Below are 25,695 nucleotides of genomic sequence, written 5' to 3'. Positions count from 1 at the left end.
CTATATCCAATATATGTTTCAAAATTCATCTTTATTTGTATAAAAATGGGTTTAATGGAAAAAATAAAACCTATAAAGATTGGAGGGTATGGAGATGAAGCGGATTCTTTCTCTATTTTTAACCGTTTTGGTAGCATTGGGTTTTAGCATCCCACATACAAAAGCAGCTGAAGAAAAAGGAGTCGAATTGGCGGCAAATGCTAAATCCGCTATTTTGATTGAACGGGATACAGGTACTGTTCTCTATGATAAAAATGCAGACGTTCGCCTTTCACCGGCAAGCATGACGAAAATCATGACGATGCTGTTGATCATGGAAGCGATCGATAAAGGCGAACTTAGCATGAAGGAGAAAATCAGGACTAGTGAGTATGCAGCATCGATGGGAGGTTCCCAGATCTTTCTCGAGCCAGGTGAAGAAATGACCACAGAACAAATGCTCAAGGGCATCTCGATCGGTTCGGCGAATGATGCATCGGTGGCTATGGCTGAACGTCTAGCTGGTTCGGAAGAAGAGTTTGTTAGGAAAATGAACAAAAAGGCGAAAGATCTCGGATTGAAAAATACAAAGTTCCAAAACGCAACAGGCCTTCCTGTTAAAGATCATTACAGTTCGGCACATGATATGTCGATCATGGCAAAGGAATTATTGAAATACGATACGATTACAAGGTTCACGGGTACATATGAAGATTATCTCCGTGAAAATACCGAAAAGAAATTCTGGCTTGTCAACACGAACAGATTAGTGAAATTTTACCCTGGGGTCGATGGATTGAAGACAGGATTCACAAATGAAGCGAAGTATTGTTTGACAGCGACTGCCAAAAAAGGGAATATGCGTGTCATTGCCGTCGTTTTCGGAGCAGTTTCTCCAAAAGAACGAAATGCTCAGGTCACCAAGATGTTAGATTATGCATTTTCACAATACATCACATACCCGATTTATAAACGCGGCGAGGTGTTAGGTGAAGCCAAGGTAAGTAAAGGACACAAAAAATCCGTGGTGGGGGTCACAAGTGAACCTATTTCAGTTTTGACAGCCAAAAACGGAACGGCAAAGGACTTTACAAAAAAAATCACGCTTGATAAAGATTTGGATGCCCCGATTAAAAAAGGGGATGAAATTGGTACGCTTGAATTGAAGAAAAACGGTAAGGTGTATGTCGAATCTCCGATCGTTGCGAAGGAAACTATTGAAAAAGCGAGCTGGTGGCAATTGTATAAAAGGGCTTTCGGCATGTTTACCCACGCGAAATAGAATAAATTGTCGCATTGCCTGTTAATCGTACTAATTTAGGCGAAACTCCACTAGTTTTGCTAGTAAGGAGGAATCGCCAGGTGAAAAAGAGAATTTGACTCTTTATAAGACAGTGAAGGAGGCTGTATATAATGAGTCTTACGATTAATATGGAGGCGAAAAACCGCGTATTGTGCATTCGTCTCAAAGGTGATTTGGATCATCATACAGCAGAAAAATTGAAAAACCAGGCAGAGGCAGCCATTCAAAAGCATAATATCAAGCATATCATCCTTAACATGGAAGAATTGGATTTTATGGACAGTTCGGGGCTCGGAGTTATTTTAGGGCGCTATAAGCAGGTAAACAAAAAGCAAGGTGAAATGGTGGTCTGTGCAATTTCTCCAGCAGTAAAGCGGTTATTTGAGATGTCAGGGTTGTTTAAAATTGTTAAAATGGAACTATCCGAAAAAAACGCTTTGCAAAGACTGGGGGTTGCCTAAGATGAAAAATAAAATGGAAACGAAATTTTCTGCACTTAGCCAAAATGAATCTTTTGCCAGGGTAACTGTTGCGGCTTTCATTGCCCAATTGGACCCGACGATGGATGAATTGACAGAGATCAAGACTGTCGTGTCAGAAGCCGTTACGAATTCGATTATCCATGGTTATGAAAGCGATCCGGAAGGATGGGTCTACATTTCAGTGGTCATCGAAGGCGATACTGTGGAATTGACCATCCGGGATGAAGGGCTGGGCATTGAAGACGTCGAGGAGGCTAAACAGCCGTTATTTACGACAAAACCCGAACTTGAACGTTCCGGTATGGGATTCACCATCATGGAAAATTTCATGGATGAAATCAATATTATTTCCCACAAGGGCGAAGGCACGATCATTCGATTAAAAAAGCACTTAACTACAAGCAGAGCTTTGTGCAATTAAGGGAGACTTGCATATGGATGTGGAGGTTAAAAAAGAAAAGAGCAAGAAAGGCCAGCCCCATTTAAAAGATGAGGAATTGCGGAATTTAATCCAACGCAGCCAGAGCGGTGACCAAGATGCGAGGAACCTGATTGTCAACAGCAATCTGAGGCTTGTATGGTCAGTGGTGCAAAGATTCCTCAATCGAGGTTACGAACCGGATGACCTTTATCAAATAGGCTGTATTGGCCTTTTGAAGTCCGTGGATAAATTTGATTTATCGTTTGAAGTGAAATTCTCAACGTATGCTGTACCTATGATCATTGGTGAAATCCAACGTTTTATCCGTGATGATGGAACGGTTAAAGTAAGCCGGTCATTAAAGGAAATGGCGAATAAAATTCGCAGGGCCAAAGAGGAACTTTCAAAAACTTATGGCCGTGTTCCGACTGTCAATGAATTGGCGGAACATCTAGAGCTGTCGCCAGAGGATATCATCATGGCCCAAGAAGCAAGCAGGAGCCCTTCTTCGATCCATGAAACGGTTTACGAAAATGATGGAGATCCGATTACTCTTCTTGACCAGATCGCCGACCATAATGAAACATCCTGGTTCGATCAAATCGCTTTGAAAGAAGCCATACATGAATTGAATGAACGTGAAAGGCTGATTGTTTTCCTGAGGTATTATAAAGATCAGACGCAATCGGAAGTGGCGGCAAGACTTGGTATTTCCCAAGTCCAGGTGTCAAGGCTGGAAAAGAAGATCCTTCAGCAAATGAAAAACCACATGAATCAGTGATTCATGTGGTTTTTTTTATTGAGCTGAAAATAAATCTTTATTTTAGGAAAAAGTAAAAGTGATTTCTTATCAAGTAGGGCGAAAATATGAATGGGGTGGAATTTTTAGTTGAATTTAGAGATAAAAACGAATATTATAGTAAAGGTCGCGTTTCTCATTCGTTTTTTATCTTTCTTTCAATGAATAACGATCAAGAAAAACGTCGATGCAGTACAATATTAGGACACCTTGTACTTTCGTGCAAACGGTTGTCGGTGTTTCCTTTAGATCTGGAGGTCTAAAATATGTTTTTGGAAAAATTTTTCTCCCTGAAAGAAAATGGGACGGATGTCCGTACAGAAGTCATGGCGGGTGTTACGACATTTTTAACCATGGTTTATATCCTTATTGTGAATCCGGCTTTATTGTCTTCAATCGGAATTCCATTTGAACAAGTTTTCATGGCAACGGTCATATCAGCGGTGATTGGTACCCTTATCATGGGGCTTGTTGCAAAATACCCGATTGCGATAGCACCAGGGATGGGTTTGAATGCTTATTTTGCCAGCGTAGTGGGGGCACAGGGCCTTTCATATCAGACCGTATTCGGTACGGTTTTCATTGCTGGTTTGCTATTTCTATTAATTAGCGTGACAAGCTTGCGTAAAATGATAATTGATGCGATTCCTAATTCATTAAAATATGGCATCACATCCGGAATTGGTTTATTCATTGCGTTTATCGGATTGAAAAATGCTGGAATCGTAGTACCTAATGAATCAACGATGGTGTCGCTTGGAGATTTGCACCAGCCTGGAACCGTTTTGGCGCTAGCAGGTTTATTCATTACCTTGATTTTTATGGCCCGTAATATTAAAGGGGCAATTTTCATTGGTATGATCATTACGGCAATCATTGGCTACTTTATCGGTTTGCTCAACTTTGATGGGGTCTTATCTGTACCTCCAACACCGGTATTTTTCGATATCGATATTGCTGGGGTCTTCACGAATTCATTATATTCAATTGTTTTCGCCTTTTTACTTGTGACGATCTTTGATACGACAGGAACCTTGATTGGCGTGACGGAACAGGCTGGACTAACGAAGGATGGGAAAATCCCTCGTGCCAAGAAAGCCTTTTTAGGTGATGCGATTGCGACGACAGTCGGCTCGATGTTTGGTACAAGCCCTTCGACGGCATATGTTGAATCGAGTACGGGAGTAGCCGCAGGGGGACGTACGGGATTAACCGCTACTGTCGTGGCAATCTTGTTTGCTGCGTCGATTTTCTTTTCTCCATTGATATCGGCAATTTCTTCCGTTCAAGCAATCACAGCTCCCGTTTTGATCATTGTAGGATGTTTCATGATGGAAGGGCTGGCTAAAGTAAATTGGAAAATTTTCGATGAGGCGTTTCCGGCATTTGCGATCATTTTAACGATGCCGCTTACTTCAAGTATATCTACAGGGATTGCGATCGGGTTCATTACATTTCCCCTTATGAAGGTATTCAGTGGAAAAGGAAAATCGGTACATCCTCTCATTTATATTTTCGGATTTATATTTTTGATTCAGCTGATTTTCTTCCCTACTCATTAAGGTATGAATGTAATCAAAAAGACATGCTGTCATTGCAGCGTGTCTTTTTTTTGTTTTTAAATTAGTAATATTTGGACATGGTTCACTTCCTGCATTTTCAAACTGTTTCCAAACCATACTACTAGCATAAGGAAATAAAAGGTCGGGATGTGATGATAGTGGCAGTTGTATATATCAGGATGAGGAACCGTGTACAAGTAAAGGGAAATCAAACGGTGAGGATAAAAGATATTGCAAGGATAATCGGACCTGAAGAAGTGATTACCAACATTGAAGAAATTATATTATTAACGGTCAAGAAGGAAGATAAGAATATTATTGTCGTTGATTTGGCTCAAGTTATCGTGGCCATCCGCAAGATGGACCCGACTATTGAACTGGAGTCATTCGGGCCCTCCCAAACGATCATCGAAATCATCTTCTCGAAAAAGAAAATGTCATACCTGACATTCGCCTTGGTTTGGTTTTTGTTATTTATCGGCGGCGGGATGACGATCATGAATTTTCATGTGGATGTCAGCATGGGGGAAGTGCATCAAAAAATCTTTACTATAATCACGGGAAAAGTGGAAGATAAGCCATTATTGATCCAAATCCCATATAGCTTCGGCCTTGGTATGGGCATGATTCTATTTTTTAATCACTTTTTTAAAAAACGCTTCAATGAGGAACCTAGTCCGCTCGAGGTTGAAATGTTCAACTATCAGCAGGATTTGGACAGTTATGTAATCATGAATGAAAATAAGGAGAATGTGCGCCACCTTGATGACCGGTAAAATTATATTTGGAATCTTTGTCGGTTTGGCCGGGGGTTTTGCGACAGGTGCCGGTTTTGTAGCGTTTTTAACTGTACTTGGGGTGATTCCGAGACTGACCCAGCTGACAAAAACAATGAAGATGATTCATTACTATGAAGGAGCCATCATTGCGGGCGTTGTCGCAGGGACATGGTTAGGATTACAGGAAACGGAATTTTCCCTCCCGTATTTTTTATTAATTCCGATCGGTTTGGCTGACGGGATATTTAATGGAATGCTTGCTGCTGCCTTAACTGAAGTCCTGAATGTATTTCCGGTTTTGTCAAAGCGAATCGGAATTCAAGAGAAAATCATTTATCTGTTAATGGCACTCGTATTGGGAAAAATAGCCGGATCATTATTCCAATGGATTTATTTAGTGGATTTATAAGTTTATAAGGTAACTATTCCTGATGATGAAAGGTAGGCCCAAGATGGTGACCAAACGAAACGTGATATTGATTACGGATGGAGATGAGTATGCGAAACGGGCTGTCGAGCACGTAGCGAAGGAAATAGGGGGAAGGTGTATCTCCATGTCCCAAGGTAATCCATCACGATATACGGGCTTGGAGCTAGTTGAATTAATAAAAAAGGCGAAGTATGATCCAGTATTGGTCATGTTTGATGATAGCGGTTTTATCGGAGAAGGATCAGGCGAACAGGCAATGAAGGTAGTTGCCGGTCACCCTGATATTAATGTCCTTGGTGTGATAGCGGTCGCTTCAAAGAGTAGAAGGGAAGAATGGACCAAAGTGGATATCTGTATTGACCGTGATGGTAACCTGACACCGAACGGGGTTGATAAATACGGCGCCGAAGAATTTGAACTCGGCAAGATAACTGGAGATACGGTGTATTGCATCGATCAATTACATGTTCCCATAGTAGTGGGGATAGGGGATATCGGGAAAATGTCCCATCAGGATGATTTTAAAAGAGGAGCACCGATAACGAAGCTAGCGGTGGAAATCATATTGGAAAGGAGTGGTCATGATGACTTCAGAAAAACCTGAAAACATGAAACCGATTCCGAATAGGGTAGCGGAAGTTGACGCGTACATGGAAAAGAATGTAGGTCTGGGCGTCAGCTTCGACTTAGGGGTAAGAAGGATAAAGGTTCTAAGAAAAGATGTGCATCTTTACTATGTAAACGGGCTGACGGATACAGAGTACATCATTGAAATCCTCGATTCTCTTATTCATAACAAAAATGCGGAAATCTTGACCACTAAAGTTTTTGATGCAGTCAAAGAGTTGCTTGTACACCAATCCGTTGAGGAAATAAAGACGATGGATGAGCTTGTTGATCAGGTTTTATCCGGATTAATAGTCGTTGTTGTTGATGGTAAACCAATAGGATTGGTTGTGGATGTCCGGAGTTATCCAGGGAGACAGCCAGTAGAACCCGATACGGAAAAAGTCGTCCGTGGATCAAGGGACGGTTTTGTCGAGAATATCATCATTAACACAGCGATAACAAGACGGAGGATCAGGGATGAAAGATTACGTTTCGAAATGTTGCATGTAGGGGAACGATCGAAAACGGATATATCCATCGGCTACATTAAAGATATTGCCGATCCTGATTTAATTGAAATCGTTCGTAAGGAATTGAATAATATTGATGTTGATGGCATAACGATGGCCGATAAAACGATCGAAGAGTTCATCGTCAAGCAAAAATATAACCCATACCCGCTTGTCAGGTACACGGAACGGGCTGATGTAGCTGCAACACATTTACTTGAGGGGCATGTCCTTATTTATGTGGATACGTCACCGAGTGTCATCATAACCCCGTCCACTCTATTCCATCACATGCAGCACGCTGAGGAGTATCGGCAGGCACCTGCTGTTGGAACCTTGGTACGCTGGGTCCGATTTCTCGGGATTTTCGTTTCGTTATACTTGCTGCCGATTTGGTTATTGTTTTGTTTAGAGCCTTCCCTCCTGCCGGAGAAGCTCGAGTATATCGGGCCGAATGATAAAACGCATATACCCATCGTGATCCAAATCTTCATTTCAGATATTGGGATAGAATTTTTAAGGATGGCAGCCGTCCATACCCCGACCCCGCTTTCTACGGCAATGGGCTTGGTTGCGGCAGTTTTGATAGGACAGATAGCGATAGATGTTGGGCTATTTGTTCCTGAGGTGGTTCTCTACGCTTCCGTAGCGACAATCGGCACATTTGTCACTCCGAGTTTAGAACTAGGGGTTGCGAATAAGATTTCCCGATTAGTCCTGCTAGTATTGGTCGCTTTATTTAAAGTGCCTGGCCTAGTCATAGGCATCACACTCTACATTATTATGCTTACTAATATAAAAACGTTAAATACGCCTTATTTATGGCCGCTTCTCCCGTTTCAGCCAAAGGCCCTGTCACATATAATATTAAGAAGACCTTATCCTGGCACTATAGAACGTCCGAGTATTGTACATCCCCAGGATCTCTATAGGCAGCCGAGAAAATCTAAAGGTTGATGTTGTCGAAAAGTTGTGGTAATTTAATTTTATTCGGATAAAGAGGTATTGTTAGGCTTCACAAAGAGATAGAGCTACTATGACTCTTTGGAGTTTAAACCAATCTGTCTTTCCCTTCGAACTACAAAGCAGTCATAGAGAACAATATCGATTCGAATGAGGCTTGTTCATATAGAGAACCTTTTACAGCAGGGTTTCTTTATTTGAGGCTGCCTCATTTCTTATTAATCTTTAGTTTTAAGTCAGGAAGGTGAGGCAATCATGCATTTGTACGGAACCGGTGGTGTAAATGAACGTGGACACCTGGAGATTGGCGGAGTGGACACGATCGAATTGATCGAGCAATTTGGAACACCATTATATGTTTATGATGTAGAGCTAATTCGCGAACGGGCAAGAGGGTTCAAGAGAACATTTGAGGAATTAGGGATTTCGGCTCAAGTTGCTTACGCAAGTAAGGCCTTTTCTTCGATTGCCATGATCCAGTTGGCAGAGCAAGAAGGACTTTCTCTCGATGTTGTCTCGGCGGGGGAATTGTATACGGCAATTAAGGCGAATTTCCCAACAGAACGAATTCATTTTCATGGAAATAACAAAAGTGATGAAGAGCTACATATGGCTTTGGATCATGACATTGGCTGTATAGTAGTCGATAATTTTTCAGAGTTGACACTGTTGGAAGAAATTTGTACAAACCGTGAACAAAAGGTGAAAATCCTTCTTCGTGTAACACCAGGTATCGAAGCCCATACGCATGATTATATATTGACGGGACAAGAAGATTCGAAATTTGGTTTTGATCTTATTAACGGCCAGGCCGAAGCTGCCCTTCGGCAAGCACTGCAAAGTGAATTCCTCGAAGTGCTGGGGCTTCACTGTCATATCGGTTCCCAGATCTTTCAAACGACCGGTTTCCTTCTTGCAGCCCAAAAAATTATCGGCAAGCTGAATGATTGGCACGGCTCGGTAGGGTTTCAACCAAAGGTATTGAATCTCGGAGGGGGTTTCGGGATTCGGTATACACAAGAGGACGACCCGCTACCGGCATCCCAATATGTTGAGGAAATCGTTAGGGAAGTGCAGAACCTGATTGCAGATTCTGATTTAGTGATGCCTGAAATCTGGATCGAACCTGGCCGTTCATTAGTCGGAGACGCCGGTGTGACACTGTACAAGGTCGGTTCTGAAAAGGAAGTTCCTAATGTCCGCAAATATATTGCCGTTGATGGGGGCATGAGTGATAATATACGTCCCGCTCTTTACGAAGCGAAATATGATGCCATTCTCGCAAACCGGCCGCTTGACCCTGTAGAAGAGACAGTGTCCATTGCCGGGAAATGCTGTGAAAGCGGAGATATGTTGATTTGGGATTTACCATTGCCAAAAGCTGGCCGCGGTGATGTCTTGGCGGTATTTTGTACAGGGGCATATGGATATTCCATGTCAAATAATTACAATCGGATTCCAAGACCGGCTGTCGTCTTTGCTGAAAATGGAGAAGCCCGGTTGGTCATCAAACGAGAGACGTACGAAGATCTTATCCATTTGGATTTGGCCCTTCATGAAGCGGCAGTCGTCACTAAAGAATAGAAAAAAGGATGGCAGTGGCCATCCTTTTTTCATTTGATTCAGCTGAAAAGTGACTTGATTGCGTCTATTAAACTACTGAAGACTTCTTTCAATTTATCCAGAAATGATTGACCCTCTTCGGATTCAAGAAAATTGGAAAGTTTATCTTTAGCTGCAGTAAGCTGATCACCGACAGCGTTCCAATCAATATCCAATTCTTTTAGCTTATTGAATAAATCAATTAAACTTTGAGTTTGAGCATCATTTAAACTGATTCCAAGGTCTTTTGCTGAAGACTCGACAACCTCGCGGACCTCTTCAGTATTGGCTGGTGGATTTGCAGCCATTTCCTCTTTGATTTTCGTAACCAGTGCAGAGGCTTCTTCTGTACCGATTTCGTCACCCAATTTTGCTGTTTTCACCATTTCTTCATTCGCTGCCTGTTTCACATCTTCAGGAATCTTCTTGTCGGCAGAGATTTCATAGGCTTTAATGACTCCTGTCAAAGCCGCTGTACCGGAAACGGGTATAGGTGCTGTGACATAAACGGTAGCATCTTTTACTCCAGCAGTTGCCAGTGCATTGATATACATTTCATCGGAAACCCAGTTAATGTTTTTAGACTCCAGTTTAAGTCCGGTACCTTTTTCCTCCAAAGTAATGGCAGAAGATGAAATCGCTTTTGTACCGATCAGACGGCTAGCGATATAGTCACCTAAGTATTCATGTTCTTCCGCATTTGTAACTGTCAGGACCTCGACATCGTTTGGAGCTTTCATTTCTGATAAGATCATATTTTTTTGTTCATTTGTCAAATTCTCACCAAGTGTGACAATCATTTCACCAACAGCTGCATCTGCAAAAGCTTTATATGGCAATAATAGACATAATAAAATGGTCATAATGACCCATTTATTCATTTTTTTCATGATAATCCTCCTTAACTTTTCCTGCTGAATTGGGAATCTTTCAATAAAAGGGTGGCACTTTAAATCAGATTCATAGTATTTGACGAAACAAAGGATAAAAAAGATACATATTTTCCTGAAAAAAATTTATATAGCCAAGGAAAGCTAGGTTTTTTTAACGAAAAAGTTGGGTGTATCATTGTCTTTTATGCTTGAGAGGACACTCTATGAACCTAGATCACTTTACCAATGTAGTAAAATCGAAGCAAGATTGCAAGGATATTTGTCAGATTGTGTTAAGTTATAGTAGAATGAATTCGTTATTTAAATATTTGGACCATTCATAGAGGGAGTATGGAATGAGGAAAAGTAATAAGGCTCTTTTACTTATGATGCTTATTATCGCTTTGATGTGGGGAATCGTATATTGGCTGTTTATCGCTTAGCACATAGCACACCGATAAATCAAGTGCTGAAAGTGATGTTGAAACGAACGGGATTTTTATGTATGATGTAAATGTTATATGTGAGGATTATTATTCAAAGCAAATTAATCGGAAACAGGAAGATAATAAAAACGTTATTTAGTAACGAGGGATATTATGTTGATTAAGTATAAGAAAAGTTATGAGAAGTTTGCCATGGGATTATTATCTTTCATGCCAAATGAAAAAGAAATAAAAACGCTTCGGAATACGATGAAGAATTATGAAACGGATGAAAATCTACAGCTGTTCTTATGGAAAGATGAAGAGATTACGGGCTTGATCGGGATAGAGGTCTCTCCAAACCACATTGAGATACAACATATATCCGTAAATCCATCCTTCCGGAAACAAGGTATCGGTAAAACGATGGTCAGGGCCATCAAGGAGCAATATCCTGACAAAGAATTAAAAGCAAATGAGTTTACGGAAAGCTTTCTTGACAGGTGTGAAGATTTTTGAATTTGAAAGCTTGAATGGAGGACCACCTTTAAGGGCGGTCCTCCATTCTTGTTTTTCGAAGGGCTAGCTGCCGAGCCCTTTCTGAAATGACATCCGAACGGTCACGCATTAGATGCTTATCAACTATTGCTGCATTAGCCATGTCGCTATCTGTACCCCATATGTACCCTTCTTGCAAACAGATGGACTGGCATTTTTCAATCAAGTTTTGATCGGCTATCGGCAGATTAATGCTTTTATATGGCTTTTGTGATAACATTCGCTCATGGGTGTCCTCGAGCAATTTGAACAGTCGTTCTGGATTGAGTCCCAACTTCAGGAGCTCGGCCTTTTTAAGGTGGAGATTTGCCAGGGCTTTAGACAGGGTCCTTGAAGCCCCTTTTTTGTTTCCCCTGCGATCATGATACAGGGCAACCGCAATTTGAATGAGTCCGACCCAATGAGAGTCACGCTCTTTTGGTGCGGTTTCCTTCCAATATTCTTCGAGAATTTCATGACATTCGAAGTAATCCCTTGGCCCATGGAAATGGACAAGGAAAGAAAGGTAGTCTTCCGCGTAATTCAATAGGAGCACCCCTTTTGTTTGATGGAATCAACTTAAGTAAGGCAAAAAGCCATTTTCTTATAGCTTAACACTCGCTATGTATACTCATTAAGTTTAGCATAGAATTTTTTCCTGGAAAATAAGGAAAGCCGATTGCAAGGCAATCAGCTTGATTCATCAGTCTTGAATTAACACCATGAAGCACCGACGATAACTAATAAAATGAACAATACTACAATAAACGCGAATCCGCCGCCGTGTCCAAAACCACCTGCGCCCATAATAAGTTCCTCCTTTGTTCTGCTATTCTTACATTTCTAGGTTATGTTGGATTTCGGAATGTGATTGGGCAACGACCCATTTGACGGTAATCCCAAATAAAAACTTTTCTAAGGTCAATAAATTATTATTTGGATAAAGGGCGGCAATCCACTATACTTGATTAGTAAAAGAAATAGGTCTATATTGGCCAATTAGATTTAAATGAGGTAATTTAATGGGTTATAATATAAAAATTGACGCTTTCGAAGGACCGATGGATTTACTTCTGCATTTGATTAATCGCCTGGAAATAGACATCTACGATATTCCGATGGCTGATATTACAGATCAATACCTAAGTTACATCCATACGATGCAGCATCTTGAATTGGATGTCGCCAGCGAATATCTAGTGATGGCTGCAACGTTGCTTGCCATCAAGAGTAAAACGTTGCTACCAAAGCATGAAGATGAACTGATAATGGATGAAGATGGGGAAATGTTTGAGGAAGATCCACGTGATGAGCTTGTGGAAAAACTATTAGAATATAAAAAGTATAAAAATGCAGCCGAAGAATTTAAAGGGATGGAAGAAGAAAGAAGCTTGATTTTCACCAAACCCCCAAGTGATTTATCAGTTTATGTAAAAGAAGCGGAAAGTGATAAGCAAGAGTTGAATATAAGTTTATACGATATGTTGGGGGCTCTTCAAAAACTGCTGCGAAGGCAAAAAATTCAAAAACCGCTTTACACGAAGGTAACGAAACAAGAGATATCGATAGAGAAACGAATGGATGAAATCATGCTTGAATTACAATCCATTAAAGGAAAGAAAAGTTTTTTTGAACTGTTCTCGCTCCCGGTTAAAGAGCATATCGTCATCACTTTCATGGCGGTGCTGGAACTGATGAAATTAAATGAAATCATCGTTGAACAGGAAGATAATTTTTCGGACATCATGATTGCTGCTAAGGAAGGTGTAGAACCAGTTGGAAGTTATTAATTGGAAAGGGATTCTTGAGGCATTATTGTTTGCTGCCGGAGATGAAGGGCTGTCCGTCAAACAAATTGCCTCTGTCCTGGAGATTACGGAATATCAAGCAACGGACATCGTTGAAGGTTTAAAGGAAGAATATATATCGGATGTACGCGGGATTCAGGTGATCGAAATAGCGGGTGTTTATCAAATGGCGACAAAGAAAGAGCACTCGGATTACTTGAAAAGGCTGGTGGAAACATCAAGCACTCAAGGATTGTCCCAGGCGGCTTTGGAAACACTCGCAATCATTGCCTATAAACAGCCGATTACTAGAGCTGAAATTGATGAAATTCGCGGAGTGAAAACGGATCGCCCCATTCATACACTTGTCACTAAAGTCTTAATAAAAGAGGTCGGACGTGCCGAAGGCTCAGGCCGGGCTTATTTATATGGGACAACTAAAGAGTTTTTGGATTACTTCGGCCTGAATTCCATTGATGAATTACCGCCTCTCGCTGATAATTCGGATGATGGCTTTGAAAATGGTGAAGCCGATCTGTTTTTTGAAAAATTTCAGCAAACAATCGAATAACATTTTTCAATAAATTGTGATAATATAGAAAAAAATGAATGCGGGGGGATTGCAGGTGCGAATTGTAGCATGCAATGGATTTGGGCTTGAAAAGGAAAAGTCAAATTCACCTGAGGACTTCTTTAATCGATCCGTTATACAATACATAAAGGATGGAGAAGAAAAGACACTGAATGTACTGTATCTTCGCTATTTTGATGAGATGGTCACCCGTTGGACCCCATATCCCGCCAATCCAATATTCAAAAGCACTAACAGAGATATTTATATGGCTGATATCATTGCCATGGTCTGTTTACTTAAAAATCCGAGCCTGGTTAACCGAAAACGTATTTATATAAATGCAGAAAAAGAGATGGCTGGTTATTTCGAAAATATAGATTTTGAAAAATTGGAGAAAGTGTTTATATCTATTGACCAAGCTAAACCATATGATATAGAGTCACATGTTGACTATTATATTCAATCTTAATCATTTTGAGGAGGGTTCACGGTTGGGGAATACATTGGTAAAATCTCAGCTTGAGGATGTAAAAGGGTTTTTAGAAACGACAGTGGCTCAACTAGAAGAATTTATGAATGAGACGACCTATTCTAAGCTGCAAGAGGAAAAAAGCGGGGATGAAACCTATTATAAAGGAATCCTTTCTAGTTTAAGAAGAATGCTTGTAAGTTGTGAAGAGGGCTTGGAGGCTTGCCAAATCGTTCTGAAAAATGATGTTTTCAATAAAGCTGCAGCAGAAAAGACGCTTTATAGAGTTTATCATCAATGTATCGAAGAATACTTTTCCCCAAAATCAGATAGGTGGTTTGAGGACAGCAGATCTGCCTATACAGGAAAAAACTCGATTAAATTTCACCAAAGTGTACCTGACAGCATAATATCCATTCTGAAGGCCGTGGAAAGTGGATTCCAGACGATGCGTGAAGAATTGGAGTTTTATGAAACGGATTACCGGACGAAAATGTTACAGTCAAGATAAGAAACAGCTGGGCTTAAGAGGCCTAGCTGTTTTTTTTAGCTATAAATGGAATCTCCGCTTAATCGAAACATAAAATACTTTGATGATTTATGTGCATAAAGGTTAAGAGGAGGTTGCAAGATGTCCGATGAACGAGATTATACTAAAGAGGTAAGTGATTGGGTTGATGGAGTGATGGAATATCTTGAGAAGATCGATATCACCGATTCGCCATTGCTGTCGAATATTGAACGGCTTTCCCAGTTGACAAAAGATATGGATGAGGAAGAAATGGATTATGAGGATATGGTCCTGATTGAAGAAGAGATGGCTCGGGTCTACCAGGAAATTGAAGAAATCGCTAGAGAATTCAGTATACAGGATAGGCAATCAGTGCCAATTGGGAAGCATACGCTACCGCCGTTACCTTATGCCTATGAGGCGTTGGAACCGACGATTTCAAGGGAAATCATGTATCTGCACCATGATAAGCATCATCAAGCATATGTCGATGGTCTGAATAAAGCGGAATTGATGATGAAAAAAGCGAGGGAAACGAAAGATTTTTCCTTGTTGAAACATTGGGAAAAGGAAGCAGCCTTTCATGGGTCAGGCCATTATCTCCATACGCTGTTCTGGGAAGAGATGATTCCGGGAGGGGGCGGACAGCCAAGGGGGGATTTACTCAATCAGATTGAGACGGATTTTGGAAGCTTTGCAGCTTTTAAAAGTCATTTTAGTGAAGCTGCCAAACAAGTAGAAGGAGTTGGCTGGGCGATTTTAGTCTGGGTTCCGCGTGCGCGGCGGCTAGAAATACTTCAATCGGAATTGCATATGGTTTTGACCCAGTGGGATACGATCCCAATTCTTGTTCTTGATGTATGGGAACATGCCTATTACCTGCAATATAAAAATAATCGGGCAGCCTATGTGGACAAATGGTGGGACGTTGTAAACTGGCCGAAAACTGCCGTAAGGTTCACCGAAGCGAAAAAACTTATCTGGAAAAAGCAATAACTGACAAAATACAGGAAGCCTTTTGAGAACAAATTGCAAATATACGAGCCGTGAAGGTTCGTTTTTTTTTTTTTTTGCAAAATACTGTATCAAGAATTTTTTAGGGAAAATATGGGAAGGATATGAAAGAGAATTGCAAATTATTATTTTGGAAGCGACTTATGATTCTCATTTGGATATTATAATTAGATTGAAAAGGAGATGATATCATTTCACGAAATAATGAGCATGTGTCTTATATAAATCCTTGAAATAATATTGGGAATGTGTTAAATATGCTATTTAGAAGTACTATGGGTTTTTAAAAATAATTAATTTATATCAATATAAAAACTGTGACCAATTTGTGAACTTAAAAATTATTAAGGTATATTTATTGACTAATTTCTATTTAATAATTATTATAAACAGGAGCATATAAAAAAATAGCTATTGGAGGAATTTATTATGTCATTGATCAATAAACAAGTTGAAGATTTTAAAGTACAAGCTTACCATGCAGGAGAATTCAAAGAAGTTACACTTGAAGATGTTAAAGGAAAATGGGCAGTATTCTTTTTCTACCCAGCTGACTTCTCTTTCGTATGTCCAACTGAATTAGCTGATCTTCAAGATAACTATGAAACATTCAAGGAAATTGGTTGTGAAGTTTACTCAGTTTCAACAGATACTCATTTCAGCCACAAAGGATGGGCTGATGCTACTGATACAATCGGTAAAATCCAATATCCAATGTTAGCTGACCCAGCAAACGTTTTATCCCGTCAATTCGGTGTATTGATTGAAGAAGATGGATTGGCTCTACGTGGAACTTTCATCGTGAATCCAGAAGGACAAATTAAAGCATACGAAATTAATGACCTAGGAATTGGCCGTAATGCTGAAGAACTTGTAAGAAAAGTTCAAGCTGCGCAATTCGTAGCGGAACATGGAGATAAAGTTTGCCCTGCAAAATGGACTCCAGGTGAAGCCACTCTTGAACCAAGCCTAGACCTTGTAGGTAAACTTTAATTTAAAATGGGATGGTCCATTTCTACAGGTAATGGACATACCCAGCATTGATTACGATTACTGGGACAACTCGTCCAGAAAGATCTTATGACAAAAGGCACTTACCTAAAATAAGTGCCTTTTGTTTTTCAAAATAATCAATTTGGCACGTATTATCATTCAGCAAGGAGCACAAAAGATGAAAAAAATCTATGATTTATTAATTATTGGCGGCGGACCTGCAGGCCTCTCAGCCGGCGTCTATGCAGGAAGAGCTAAGTTAAAAACAATAATTCTTGAAAAAGGAACTGGCGGCGGACAAGCTGCAACTACATCGGAAATAGCCAATTATCCTGGTATCCGTCATATATCGGGCCCTAGGTTAGTTGAAGAAATGAAGCTTCAAAACGAGGATTTTGGCGTTGAATTCGCTAAAGCTGATGTAACGGGCGTGGATTTCTCCGGTGAGGTGAAAGTCGTTAAAACGCTTGGCGGGGACTACCATGCCCGCGCCGTCATCATTGCAACGGGTGCTTCTCCAAGAACACTAGGATTTCCAGGTGAAGAGGAATTTACTGGCCGCGGTGTAGCATATTGTTCAACATGTGATGGTGAATTCTTTGAAGGGTTGGAAGTTTTCGTTATCGGGGCAGGATATGCAGCTGCCGAAGAAGCTATATTCCTGACCCGCTTTGCCACAAAAGTTACAATCATCGCCCGGGAATCAAGCTTCTCGTGTGCCCCGTCCATTGTGGATAAAGTAATGGCAAATGATAAGATTGAAGTGAAATTCAATACAGAGATTCTTGGGGTATATGGAGACGGGATGATTCAAAGTGCCCGTTTCATCAATAATGCGACTAAAGAAGAATTTGAATATAAGGCGAAGGAAGAAGATAGCACGTTTGGAGTTTTCGTTTTCATAGGGTATGAGCCGAAAACGGAAATGTTCAAGGGCCACATCGAAATGGATCATGCCGGATACATTTTAACCGATGATGATATGAAGACTAATGTGAAAGGTGTCTATGCAGCGGGCGACCTAAGGCCAAAATCCTTACGCCAGATTATTACAGCTGTATCTGATGGAGCGATTGCAGCAACGGATGCAGGTAAATATATTGAAGAAGAAAAAGATCGCCTAGGAATCAAAGATGAACCTGAAGTTGAAAAACCGGCGAAAAAAGAACAGGCTGCTGTCCCGGCAGGTAAGAGCGCTTTATTAAGTGATGCGTTACGCGGCCAATTAAAGGGAATCTTCGGCAAGATGGAGAGCGAAGTAACATTGGTGTCCATCGTCGATGAAAGCTTGCCAAAATCAGTCGAATTGCGAGACTTCTTGTTGGATGTTGCGGAATTAGGAGACAAGCTGCATCTTGAGTTATACAACAAGGGGGAAAGTCCGGAAATTGAAGGAAAAATCAATGCAGATAAGTTCCCTGTCGTTTCTCTCTTAAATTCGAATGGTGAATACAGTGGCGTCAAATACCACGGTGTACCAGGCGGCCATGAGTTGAATTCCTTCATTTTGGCTATCTATAACTTGGCAGGTCCTGGTCAAGCATTGGATTCAGTCGTATTGAATTCAATTAAGGGAATCAGTAAAAAAGCGAACATTAAGGTTATGGTTTCATTGGCATGTCACTACTGTCCAGACGTTGTAGTGGGTGCACAGCGCATTGCGATTGAAAACCCTAACGTTGAAGCTGAAATGGTCGATATAAGCAATTTCCAGGATATCAAGAAGAAATATAAAGTCATGAGCGTGCCGGCCATGATCATCAATGATGAAGAAGTGGTATTCGGAGCTAAGAAAATTGATGAAATCGCTGCATTATTAGTATGATAGAACACTAAATCGATAGGGGCCCCTATCGATTTTTTTTATGTTGAAAATCAATAGATATCATGAAGGTTTACATTCTTTTATTCATAACCCTTGTCCATTTGCATAAACTTGTACAAAAACAAGTAAAGAGACGAGGGGGCACTCATGCGTTTTCCATATAAAGGGTTATCAAGTTTGTGTATCGTCATTCTCCTGTTGTCTTTTATGGCACCCGTACAAAGCGCCAATGCAAATGTATCCGTAAGTGCCCATAGTGCGATTTTAATGGATGAGGATAGCGGAAGGGTCATATATGAAGTGAATGCTCATGAAAAGAACCGCATAGCAAGCATTACGAAAATAATGACGGCTATCTTGGCTATTGAATCGGGACTAATGGATGAAAAAGTGAAGGTTAGCAGCAATGCCTTCGGGACGGAGGGCTCGTCACTTTATTTAAAAGAAGGAGAAAGAATTAAGCTCGAAGATTTGGTTTATGGTTTGATGCTTCGTTCAGGTAATGATGCAGCAGTCGCAATCAGCGAAAAGGTTGGGGGAAGCCTGGATGGATTCGTGTGGATGATGAATCAAAAGGCGGAAGAAATCGGGATGAAAAATACCCATTTTTCAAATCCACATGGTTTGGACAATACGAAAAACCATTATTCAACCGCATATGATATGGCGATACTCACTCGTTATGCCATGCAAAATGAAACGTATGCAAAGATTGCCGGCACAAAGGAACACAGGGCACCTAATTCCACAGAACAATGGGATTATGTATGGAAGAACAAAAACCGCCTACTTACACAATTGTATGAGTATTGCACAGGGGGGAAAACAGGGTATACCAAACTAGCAAAACGTACCTTGGTCACAACCGCAACAAAAGACGGGCATGACCTGATTGCTGTGACATTGAATGGTCCGGATGATTGGAATGATCATATTCAAATGTACGAATCCGCATTTAAGGATTATAAGCCAACAGAAATTTTACCTGAAGGCATGGTAAAGAATATGGAAAATAAAATATATAAAGGGCATGTCTACATTAAAAATGATTTTTCATACCCACTGACAAAAGAAGAGAGAAAGTTGGTCAATGTGCAAATGAAATTGTTGAAGCCAAAGAGGGCTTGGAAGGATAAAAGGAAAATCCCAGCAGTGGTCGGCAGAGCATCCATCTATCTTGATGGAAAGAAAATAGGTAGTCGTTCGATTTTTTATGGGGAATCAAAAGAAAGCTTCAAGCAACAATCATTCCAATCTTCATGGGCTGAGGTATTTGAAGCGGTATTGGGAATCGGACGCAATGGTTAATTACATTTGGGTCGGGATGTTTGTAATCGGTATTGTCTTTGGCATGATCAATGGGACGATGGACCAGGTGAATGAAGCTCTATTTGTCAGCGCAAAGGAAGCGGTCACCCTTTGCCTGGGACTGATGAGCATACTTGTCTTTTGGCTGGGTTTGATGAAAATAGCGGAGGAATCAGGGCTGTTAGATAAACTATCCAATTTGTTCAAGCCGTTCATGAGATGGCTATTCCCTGAAGTGCCTCCCAATCATCCCGCTATGGGGTATATACTTTCCAATATGATGGCAAACACATTTGGATTGGGGAATGCAGCTACGCCTCTTGGTATAAAAGCCATGGAACAGCTAAAGAAACTAAATGGGGGAAAAGCAACGGTCAGCCGCTCGATGGTCACTTTTTTAGCCATCAATACTTCAAGCGTAACGTTGATTCCGACTACAGTCATTGCTATCCGCATGAATTACGATGCCCACTCCCCGACGGACATCGTTTTTCCGACCATAATAGCAACGGCCATTTCTGCAGTTGGAGGAATCGCGATAGATCGATATTTTTATTACAAGAGAAAGAGGAGCGGGAGGGAATAGGATGTTGCACTGGATGACCACCATTTCAATTTGGATGATACCGATTTTGATCCTCTGTATATTACTGTACGGAACATTGAAAAGAGTCCCCACCTATGAGACCTTCGTTGAGGGGGGGAAAGAAGGAATCAGCATGTCTTTTTCCCTCATCCCTTTTCTGGTAGGGATGCTAGTGGCGATTTCAGTATTTAGGGCATCGGGGGCATTGGACTTCATTGTACAATCACTGCACCCCTTGCTTTCCCTTCTTCATTTTCCGTCTGAGGTTTTACCCCTTGCGATCATTAGACCAATATCCGGAACAGCCGCTTTAGGAATGACCAGCGACCTGATATCTGTTTATGGACCGGATTCCTTTATTGGGCGCTTGGCTGCCACGATTCAGGGAAGTACAGATACCACCTTCTATGTATTGACCGTTTATTTTGGAGCTGTCGGGATCAAAAAAATGGGTGATGCCCTAAAGGTCGGTCTTTTGGCAGACTTGATCGGCATCATAGCTGCCGTTATCGTCGTTACATTGGTTTTCGGTATGAATTAAAGGCTAGGGAAATGGGCGATTCCATTTCTTTTTTTTTGTCTTTTTTTCTTAAACAATCGGCTATGTTAAGCTCTCCATTTTTAAACGGAAACGAACTTTCATCCAAAAGAAACATTTTTTTGTATGGAAAAATAAGCTATGTTACACTCATTATGGAAACCAACCCATTTAACCGTCCCATTATTGGTGTAATAATAAAAGAAAAGCTCTTATTCGCGAAAAACCTTTTGTTTTTGCCTCTCAATATGTAATAATTGTATGATTGTGTATGTATAGACAATAACAAACGAATGATTATACTATGGGGTGAAGATAGATGGAACGATTACAAAAGGTGATAGCACATGCTGGACTGGCTTCCCGCCGTAAAGCAGAAGAGTTGATTTTAGAAGGTAAGGTAAAGGTGAACGGCAAAGTAGTGAAGGAATTAGGTGTGAAAGTTGGACCTAATGATAAAGTTGAGGTTAATGAAGTCCCGCTAGAAAAAGAAGCCCCGGTTTATTTCCTATTCTATAAACCGCGCGGCGTCATTTCGGCAGTTTCTGATGATAAGAATAGAAAAGTCGTAACTGACTTTTTCCCTTACATCAATGAGCGGATTTATCCAGTTGGCCGCTTGGATTACGATACTTCGGGCTTATTGATTTTAACCAATGACGGGGAATTCGCAAACACGTTAATGCATCCTAAGCATGAAGTGGATAAAGTGTATGTGGCAAAAGTGAAAGGGATGCCTTTGCGTGAAAGCTTGAAAAAGTTGGATAAAGGTATCAAGTTGGAGGATGGCAAGACTGCACCAGCCAAGACAAGGGTATTGTCTACCGACAAGAAAAAGGAAACGGCGATAGTTGAAATTACAATACATGAAGGCAGGAACAGGCAAGTCCGCCGGATGTTCGAAGCAATTGGCCATCCCGTCATTAAATTGAAGAGGGAACAATATGGTTTCTTGACCTTGGACGGTTTAACAGCAGGAGATTCCCGGGAGCTGACTCCACATGAAGTTAAATTAATGCGGACTTTAGCAACGACCGAACCTAAACAGCGGAGAATGTAAGAAAGAATTTTCCCCTGTATTAATAGGTTGAAACCACTACCCCATTCTTCACCTGGAAGAATGGGTGGTGGAAAACAACCTGTAAATACCTTTTCCTTCATGAATCAGGAAAGAATGTCACAAAACCTTCAGAAATGTAAATAAAAAGGACATGGCGTTAAATGGTATAATGGTATGGTTAAATTTAGTGTGGCCTTAGGAGGATCTCTATGGATAAAAAGAAGCGACGCCTGATTAGCAGAACCATCATTCTTCTGCTTTTAGGTGCAGCTTTAGTGTTTGCCCTTTATACGAACTTCACTAAAGATAAGAATGAAAGTCTGAGAAAAGGATCCGATGCACCGAATTTCGTCTTGACTGATATGGAAGGCAAAGAGCATAAACTTTCCGATTACAAGGGAAAAGGCGTCTTCCTGAACTTCTGGGGTACATATTGCAAGCCGTGTGAATACGAAATGCCTTATATGGACAATCAATATAAAAACTTTAAAGAACAGGGCGTTGAAATATTGGCGGTAAATGTCGGGGAATCTGACTATGCTGTCAATAATTTCATTACAAAGCATGATCTGACCTTTCCTGTCCTGATCGATAAAGGTAGGGAAGTGGAAAATGCTTATCGCGTGGATATATTGCCTGTCACCTTTTTGGTCGATAAAGAGGGGAAAGTGATAGATATCATCACCGGAGCTTTGACAGAAGAGAGCATCCAAAAACATATGGAGAGAATTAAACCATAATATTGGGGAGTTTTTGACATGAAAGAAGTAAAATGCGATTGTGGTCATATAAATCCGTTTGGCACAAATATTTGTGGGAAATGCGGAATGGTGCTTGGTAACGAACGAGAAAACAAGCTTATTGATATGAGATATGAAGGAAGTGCCAGGCGTTCACAAACATATAAAAAAACGATCATCGATAAAATATGGAACTTCTTTTCTTCCGTTAAGGTAGGGGTGACGCTCATTGTCATTGCCTTGATCGCTTCAGCCATCGGGACGATTTTACCTCAGGAAATGTACATCCCTTCAACAGCTACGCCTGCAGAGCATTATGAACTGGAATACGGCTGGTTCGGAAGAGTGTATTATGAACTCGGGTTCCATAACTTGTATAGTTCATGGTGGTATCTGATTATCATAGGCATGCTGGGCATATCACTATTGATTGCCAGTATCGATCGGTTCTTTCCATTATATCGATCGTTAAAAAAACAAGGGGTCACACGTCATGACGGTTTCATGAAACGTCAGCGGATTTATGGGGTGACAAAGCTTGAAGACCAAGATATAAACCTTGAAGAAGTAAAGGATAGACTAAAAAGGCAGCGTTATCATATACGTGAGGAGAACGGTCATATACTTGCCGAAAAGGGTCGTTTTTCACGTTGGGGACCATATGTTAATCATATTGGACTTATCATTTTCTTAATTGGAGCATTATTGCGTTCTGTCCCTGGGATGTATATCGACAAAGTACTTTGGCTGCGTGAAGGCGAGAGAAAAGAAATCCCGGGTACAAATGGTGAATATTACCTCCAGAATAATGAATTTACCTTAGAGGTGTATGACAAAGAGAATGATGAAGATGAGCAGTACAGTGCTGCAATTGATAAAACCGGTACGATCGCAAAAACCTATCAATCCGATGTTACGTTGTATGAGCGCAAGGGAGAAACCTTACCAGGGGAAAAAGTGGACCTTGTTAAACTTAAAGATTATAAAATCAAAGTCAATGAACCTCTGAAACATGATCATTATGCCCTCTACCAAGTAGACTATAAACTGGATGAGCTCAGTATGATGTCTTTTAATTTGATAAATAAAAAAACCGAAGAGAAATATGGAAGCTTAAAGGTTGATTTGAACAATCCACAAAAGAAATACGAGTTGAAAGAAGGATATTCCGTTGACTTGATCAGTTACTTCCCCGATTTCGAGTTCGATGAAAAAGGTGAACCAAGAACGATATCGAAGATTCCGAATAATCCAGCATTTATCTTTAAAATGCATACCCCGGATAAGCCAGAGGGTGAGGTCAGTTTCGTGGCGATTAAGGAGACTGTGGAGCCTTTAGGGGAAAATACTTATAAAATGGCTTTTAATGGTGTGGAAACCCAAGATGTCACGGCTTTGACAGTCAGGAAGGATTTAACGCTTTGGATATTATTCACGGGTGGAATCATTTTCATGATCGGAGTTGTCCAAGGGTCTTATTGGAATCACCGGCGTATATGGATTAAGAGGAAAGATGATGAGATATTAATGGCCGGCCATACAAACAAAAACTGGCACGGTATTAAAAGAGATATAAAACAAGCGATAGAATCGACATCACTTTCCGAACCAATGGATCAACTTGAAGATGAGAAATCTTCTAGTAAGGGGGAAGTTTTAAATGGCTGAATTGAGCAGTAACTTTTTATATGCAGCTTTCTTATTATATCTTGTCGCTACCTTTTTCTTTGGCGGATCGATCAAGGATAAACGAGGAGCGGAGGAAAAGAAACAAAACAAATGGGCTAAACTGGGCATTTTCATCACCATTTTCGGTTTCGTGGCTCAAATTGGGTATTTCATCACTAGATGGATTGCTGCCGGCCATGCCCCGGTAAGTAACCTGTTTGAATTTACGACCTTTTTCGGAATGATGCTGGTCGGTGCTTTCATATTAATTTATTTTCTTTATAAAACACCTGCCCTTGGGCTATTCGCTTTACCGATTGCGTTATTGATAATCGCATATGCAAGTATGTTCCCTACAGAGATATCGCCACTCATTCCTGCATTGCAGAGCGATTGGCTTCATATTCATGTAACGACTGCAGCGGCAGGACAGTCGATCCTTGCCATTAGTTTCGTTACTGCCATCATTTATTTAATCAAATTCGTCGATCAGACACAATCAAGCAAAAGAACGTTCTGGCTTGAAGGCATCATGTTCACATTAGTCTGTACCATCGGGTTCGTCATCATCACTTCTTCTTTTGCTGTGATGGATTATAAGGCGAATTTTGATTGGGTCGATAAACACGGAGCCGAGGTCAAACAGGAATTCAACCTACCGGCATTGGTTGGTCCCAATGAAGGGAAACTTATCGAGACTGATCGATTTGAACCACTGGTGGACATGCCTGCACTGATCAATGCCAAGAAACTGAATACTGTACTTTGGTCATTCGGTATAGGGCTCATCTTGTATGGTTTAATAAGGTTGATTGCTCGTAAAAGAGTGGCAGCATTGATTAAACCGATCGTTAAAAATGTGAATTTGAATTTATTGGACGAGATTAGCTATCGTTCGGTCCTTATCGGTTTTCCGATTTTCACTCTCGGTGCCCTCATTTTTGCAATGATCTGGGCTCAAGTGGCCTGGACACGATTCTGGGGCTGGGATCCGAAAGAGGTCTGGGCACTGGTTACTTGGTTGTTTTATGCAGCTTTCTTGCATCTGCGCATGTCAAAGGGATGGCAAGGGGAAAAATCAGCTTGGCTTGCCGTCATCGGTTTTGCCATCATTATGTTTAACTTGATATTCGTCAATCTTGTTATTGCTGGTTTGCATTCATATGCTTGATTCTGTATTGTAATATTTAAATGAAGGGGGTCTTTTGATAGAAACGTCGAGGAGTTGGCTTATCGATTTTTCTAGAGAATGATCCCTTTTTCAGTCAATGCCATTAATAAGGATATTTCGGTGAAATGGCATTTATGAACTTTTAGTGAGCGCTCGAAGCCTTTTTTTGTGACAAAATG

28 protein-coding genes are annotated in these 25,695 nt (G+C 40.8%); 25 read left to right on the top strand and 3 right to left on the bottom strand.

From position 1 onward, the window contains the following. Positions 1–94 precede the first annotated feature (94 nt). The 10 genes from JNUCC41_RS25405 (at position 95) to lysA (ending at position 9,420) form a co-directional block, all read left to right on the top strand. The gene (locus JNUCC41_RS25405) at positions 95–1,261 is read left to right on the top strand and encodes a D-alanyl-D-alanine carboxypeptidase family protein (protein ID WP_192205399.1); all 1,167 of its coding nucleotides are present in this window, start codon (positions 95–97) and stop codon (positions 1,259–1,261) included. Between the two features lie 131 nt (positions 1,262–1,392). Next, a complete protein-coding gene (gene spoIIAA, locus JNUCC41_RS25400) occupies positions 1,393–1,743 on the top strand; it encodes an anti-sigma F factor antagonist (protein WP_034308142.1) in 351 nt (116 codons plus the stop codon). Position 1,744: 1 nt separating this feature from the next. After that, positions 1,745–2,185: an anti-sigma F factor gene (gene spoIIAB / locus JNUCC41_RS25395; protein ID WP_034308139.1), complete on the top strand. Its 441-nt coding sequence runs from the start codon at positions 1,745–1,747 to the stop codon at positions 2,183–2,185. Between the two features lie 13 nt (positions 2,186–2,198). Beyond that, on the top strand, positions 2,199–2,966 hold the full coding sequence (gene sigF, locus JNUCC41_RS25390) for an RNA polymerase sporulation sigma factor SigF (protein WP_192205398.1): 768 nt from the start codon (positions 2,199–2,201) through the stop codon (positions 2,964–2,966). 284 nt (positions 2,967–3,250) lie between these two features. Next, positions 3,251–4,546: an NCS2 family permease gene (locus JNUCC41_RS25385; RefSeq protein ID WP_192205397.1), complete on the top strand. Its 1,296-nt coding sequence runs from the start codon at positions 3,251–3,253 to the stop codon at positions 4,544–4,546. Between the two features lie 155 nt (positions 4,547–4,701). Beyond that, positions 4,702–5,322: a stage V sporulation protein AA gene (locus tag JNUCC41_RS25380; RefSeq protein WP_192208334.1), complete on the top strand. Its 621-nt coding sequence runs from the start codon at positions 4,702–4,704 to the stop codon at positions 5,320–5,322. Further along, a complete protein-coding gene (locus tag JNUCC41_RS25375; protein ID WP_144526820.1) occupies positions 5,312–5,734 on the top strand; it encodes a stage V sporulation protein AB in 423 nt (140 codons plus the stop codon). Before JNUCC41_RS25380 ends, JNUCC41_RS25375 begins: the two co-directional genes overlap by 11 nt. A 43-nt stretch (positions 5,735–5,777) precedes the next feature. After that, on the top strand, positions 5,778–6,359 hold the full coding sequence (locus JNUCC41_RS25370) for a stage V sporulation protein SpoVABEA (RefSeq protein ID WP_192205396.1): 582 nt from the start codon (positions 5,778–5,780) through the stop codon (positions 6,357–6,359). Continuing rightward, on the top strand, positions 6,337–7,830 hold the full coding sequence (locus JNUCC41_RS25365; RefSeq protein WP_428834005.1) for a spore germination protein: 1,494 nt from the start codon (positions 6,337–6,339) through the stop codon (positions 7,828–7,830). The genes JNUCC41_RS25370 and JNUCC41_RS25365 overlap by 23 nt, the downstream gene beginning before the upstream one ends. 261 nt (positions 7,831–8,091) lie before the next feature. Continuing rightward, entirely contained in the window at positions 8,092–9,420 is a 1,329-nt protein-coding gene (gene lysA, locus JNUCC41_RS25360; protein ID WP_192205394.1) for a diaminopimelate decarboxylase, read from the top strand. 38 nt (positions 9,421–9,458) lie between these two features. Here lysA and JNUCC41_RS25355 read toward each other — a convergent pair whose 3' ends face one another. After that, the gene (locus JNUCC41_RS25355; RefSeq protein WP_192205393.1) at positions 9,459–10,328 is read right to left on the bottom strand and encodes a DUF1002 domain-containing protein; all 870 of its coding nucleotides are present in this window, start codon (positions 10,326–10,328) and stop codon (positions 9,459–9,461) included. Between the two features lie 581 nt (positions 10,329–10,909). On the opposite strand from JNUCC41_RS25355, the gene JNUCC41_RS25350 reads away from it, so the two are divergent. Further along, the gene (locus JNUCC41_RS25350) at positions 10,910–11,254 is read left to right on the top strand and encodes a GNAT family N-acetyltransferase (RefSeq protein WP_076365552.1); all 345 of its coding nucleotides are present in this window, start codon (positions 10,910–10,912) and stop codon (positions 11,252–11,254) included. Between the two features lie 28 nt (positions 11,255–11,282). Here the strand turns inward: JNUCC41_RS25350 and JNUCC41_RS25345 are convergent, their stop codons facing one another. After that, a complete protein-coding gene (locus JNUCC41_RS25345) occupies positions 11,283–11,819 on the bottom strand; it encodes a DUF309 domain-containing protein (protein WP_192205392.1) in 537 nt (178 codons plus the stop codon). A gap of 167 nt (positions 11,820–11,986) precedes the next feature. Then, positions 11,987–12,079: a YjcZ family sporulation protein gene (locus JNUCC41_RS25340; protein WP_081108854.1), complete on the bottom strand. Its 93-nt coding sequence runs from the start codon at positions 12,077–12,079 to the stop codon at positions 11,987–11,989. Positions 12,080–12,294: 215 nt separating this feature from the next. On the opposite strand from JNUCC41_RS25340, the gene JNUCC41_RS25335 reads away from it, so the two are divergent. From JNUCC41_RS25335 to ccsB, 14 genes are all read left to right on the top strand, one after another. Continuing rightward, positions 12,295–13,062: a segregation/condensation protein A gene (locus JNUCC41_RS25335; protein WP_192205391.1), complete on the top strand. Its 768-nt coding sequence runs from the start codon at positions 12,295–12,297 to the stop codon at positions 13,060–13,062. Continuing rightward, a complete protein-coding gene (gene scpB, locus JNUCC41_RS25330) occupies positions 13,049–13,630 on the top strand; it encodes an SMC-Scp complex subunit ScpB (protein WP_192205390.1) in 582 nt (193 codons plus the stop codon). Before JNUCC41_RS25335 ends, scpB begins: the two co-directional genes overlap by 14 nt. A 55-nt stretch (positions 13,631–13,685) precedes the next feature. Beyond that, on the top strand, positions 13,686–14,102 hold the full coding sequence (locus JNUCC41_RS25325) for a hypothetical protein (RefSeq protein WP_228467460.1): 417 nt from the start codon (positions 13,686–13,688) through the stop codon (positions 14,100–14,102). A gap of 22 nt (positions 14,103–14,124) precedes the next feature. Next, a complete protein-coding gene (locus tag JNUCC41_RS25320; protein ID WP_141993594.1) occupies positions 14,125–14,613 on the top strand; it encodes a YpuI family protein in 489 nt (162 codons plus the stop codon). 120 nt (positions 14,614–14,733) lie between these two features. After that, positions 14,734–15,609 (top strand): superoxide dismutase, encoded by an 876-nt coding sequence (locus JNUCC41_RS25315; protein ID WP_192205388.1) that lies wholly within the window; start codon positions 14,734–14,736, stop codon positions 15,607–15,609. A 447-nt stretch (positions 15,610–16,056) separates the two neighbouring features. Further along, positions 16,057–16,620 carry an alkyl hydroperoxide reductase subunit C gene (gene ahpC, locus JNUCC41_RS25310; RefSeq protein WP_063233159.1) on the top strand — a complete coding sequence of 188 codons (564 nt, stop codon included), beginning with the start codon at positions 16,057–16,059 and terminating at the stop codon, positions 16,618–16,620. A 178-nt stretch (positions 16,621–16,798) separates the two neighbouring features. Beyond that, on the top strand, positions 16,799–18,445 hold the full coding sequence (locus JNUCC41_RS25305) for an FAD-dependent oxidoreductase (protein WP_192205387.1): 1,647 nt from the start codon (positions 16,799–16,801) through the stop codon (positions 18,443–18,445). 147 nt (positions 18,446–18,592) lie between these two features. Then, on the top strand, positions 18,593–19,753 hold the full coding sequence (locus tag JNUCC41_RS25300; RefSeq protein WP_192205386.1) for a D-alanyl-D-alanine carboxypeptidase family protein: 1,161 nt from the start codon (positions 18,593–18,595) through the stop codon (positions 19,751–19,753). Next, complete coding sequence (locus JNUCC41_RS25295; protein WP_076365572.1) at positions 19,746–20,339, top strand: nucleoside recognition domain-containing protein; 594 nt, start codon at positions 19,746–19,748, stop codon at positions 20,337–20,339. The genes JNUCC41_RS25300 and JNUCC41_RS25295 overlap by 8 nt, the downstream gene beginning before the upstream one ends. 13 nt (positions 20,340–20,352) lie before the next feature. After that, a complete protein-coding gene (locus JNUCC41_RS25290; protein ID WP_370662592.1) occupies positions 20,353–20,880 on the top strand; it encodes a spore maturation protein in 528 nt (175 codons plus the stop codon). A gap of 316 nt (positions 20,881–21,196) precedes the next feature. Next, positions 21,197–21,937: a 23S rRNA pseudouridine(2605) synthase RluB gene (rluB, locus tag JNUCC41_RS25285; RefSeq protein WP_034308106.1), complete on the top strand. Its 741-nt coding sequence runs from the start codon at positions 21,197–21,199 to the stop codon at positions 21,935–21,937. A gap of 209 nt (positions 21,938–22,146) precedes the next feature. Beyond that, positions 22,147–22,677, top strand: coding sequence for a thiol-disulfide oxidoreductase ResA (gene resA, locus JNUCC41_RS25280; RefSeq protein WP_192205384.1), 531 nt, complete (start codon positions 22,147–22,149; stop codon positions 22,675–22,677). A gap of 18 nt (positions 22,678–22,695) precedes the next feature. After that, positions 22,696–24,345 (top strand): cytochrome c biogenesis protein ResB, encoded by a 1,650-nt coding sequence (resB, locus tag JNUCC41_RS25275; RefSeq protein WP_192205383.1) that lies wholly within the window; start codon positions 22,696–22,698, stop codon positions 24,343–24,345. Then, entirely contained in the window at positions 24,338–25,516 is a 1,179-nt protein-coding gene (gene ccsB / locus JNUCC41_RS25270) for a c-type cytochrome biogenesis protein CcsB (protein ID WP_192205382.1), read from the top strand. Before resB ends, ccsB begins: the two co-directional genes overlap by 8 nt. Positions 25,517–25,695 lie beyond the last annotated feature (179 nt).

It is taken from the genome of Brevibacillus sp. JNUCC-41 (assembly GCF_014844095.1).
Classification (GTDB): domain Bacteria; phylum Bacillota; class Bacilli; order Bacillales; family DSM-1321; genus Peribacillus; species Peribacillus aracenensis.
This window is presented reverse-complemented; position numbering and strand designations above follow the sequence as displayed.

Excerpts from the sequence above, each read along its gene's own strand:
- JNUCC41_RS25405 (WP_192205399.1), top strand. The coding sequence starts at position 95 with ATGAAGCGGATTCTTTCTCTATTTTTAACCGTTTTGGTAGCATTGGGT.
- spoIIAA (WP_034308142.1), top strand. The coding sequence starts at position 1,393 with ATGAGTCTTACGATTAATATGGAGGCGAAAAACCGCGTATTGTGCATT.
- spoIIAB (WP_034308139.1), top strand. The coding sequence starts at position 1,745 with ATGAAAAATAAAATGGAAACGAAATTTTCTGCACTTAGCCAAAATGAA.
- sigF (WP_192205398.1), top strand. The coding sequence starts at position 2,199 with ATGGATGTGGAGGTTAAAAAAGAAAAGAGCAAGAAAGGCCAGCCCCAT.
- JNUCC41_RS25385 (WP_192205397.1), top strand. The coding sequence starts at position 3,251 with ATGTTTTTGGAAAAATTTTTCTCCCTGAAAGAAAATGGGACGGATGTC.
- JNUCC41_RS25375 (WP_144526820.1), top strand. The coding sequence starts at position 5,312 with ATGACCGGTAAAATTATATTTGGAATCTTTGTCGGTTTGGCCGGGGGT.
- JNUCC41_RS25370 (WP_192205396.1), top strand. The coding sequence starts at position 5,778 with ATGGTGACCAAACGAAACGTGATATTGATTACGGATGGAGATGAGTAT.
- JNUCC41_RS25365 (WP_428834005.1), top strand. The coding sequence starts at position 6,337 with ATGATGACTTCAGAAAAACCTGAAAACATGAAACCGATTCCGAATAGG.
- lysA (WP_192205394.1), top strand. The coding sequence starts at position 8,092 with ATGCATTTGTACGGAACCGGTGGTGTAAATGAACGTGGACACCTGGAG.
- JNUCC41_RS25355 (WP_192205393.1), bottom strand. The coding sequence starts at position 10,328 with ATGAAAAAAATGAATAAATGGGTCATTATGACCATTTTATTATGTCTA.
- JNUCC41_RS25350 (WP_076365552.1), top strand. The coding sequence starts at position 10,910 with ATGTTGATTAAGTATAAGAAAAGTTATGAGAAGTTTGCCATGGGATTA.
- JNUCC41_RS25340 (WP_081108854.1), bottom strand. The coding sequence starts at position 12,079 with ATGGGCGCAGGTGGTTTTGGACACGGCGGCGGATTCGCGTTTATTGTA.
- JNUCC41_RS25335 (WP_192205391.1), top strand. The coding sequence starts at position 12,295 with ATGGGTTATAATATAAAAATTGACGCTTTCGAAGGACCGATGGATTTA.
- JNUCC41_RS25315 (WP_192205388.1), top strand. The coding sequence starts at position 14,734 with ATGTCCGATGAACGAGATTATACTAAAGAGGTAAGTGATTGGGTTGAT.
- ahpC (WP_063233159.1), top strand. The coding sequence starts at position 16,057 with ATGTCATTGATCAATAAACAAGTTGAAGATTTTAAAGTACAAGCTTAC.
- JNUCC41_RS25305 (WP_192205387.1), top strand. The coding sequence starts at position 16,799 with ATGAAAAAAATCTATGATTTATTAATTATTGGCGGCGGACCTGCAGGC.
- JNUCC41_RS25300 (WP_192205386.1), top strand. The coding sequence starts at position 18,593 with ATGCGTTTTCCATATAAAGGGTTATCAAGTTTGTGTATCGTCATTCTC.
- JNUCC41_RS25295 (WP_076365572.1), top strand. The coding sequence starts at position 19,746 with ATGGTTAATTACATTTGGGTCGGGATGTTTGTAATCGGTATTGTCTTT.
- JNUCC41_RS25290 (WP_370662592.1), top strand. The coding sequence starts at position 20,353 with ATGACCACCATTTCAATTTGGATGATACCGATTTTGATCCTCTGTATA.
- rluB (WP_034308106.1), top strand. The coding sequence starts at position 21,197 with ATGGAACGATTACAAAAGGTGATAGCACATGCTGGACTGGCTTCCCGC.
- resA (WP_192205384.1), top strand. The coding sequence starts at position 22,147 with ATGGATAAAAAGAAGCGACGCCTGATTAGCAGAACCATCATTCTTCTG.
- resB (WP_192205383.1), top strand. The coding sequence starts at position 22,696 with ATGAAAGAAGTAAAATGCGATTGTGGTCATATAAATCCGTTTGGCACA.
- ccsB (WP_192205382.1), top strand. The coding sequence starts at position 24,338 with ATGGCTGAATTGAGCAGTAACTTTTTATATGCAGCTTTCTTATTATAT.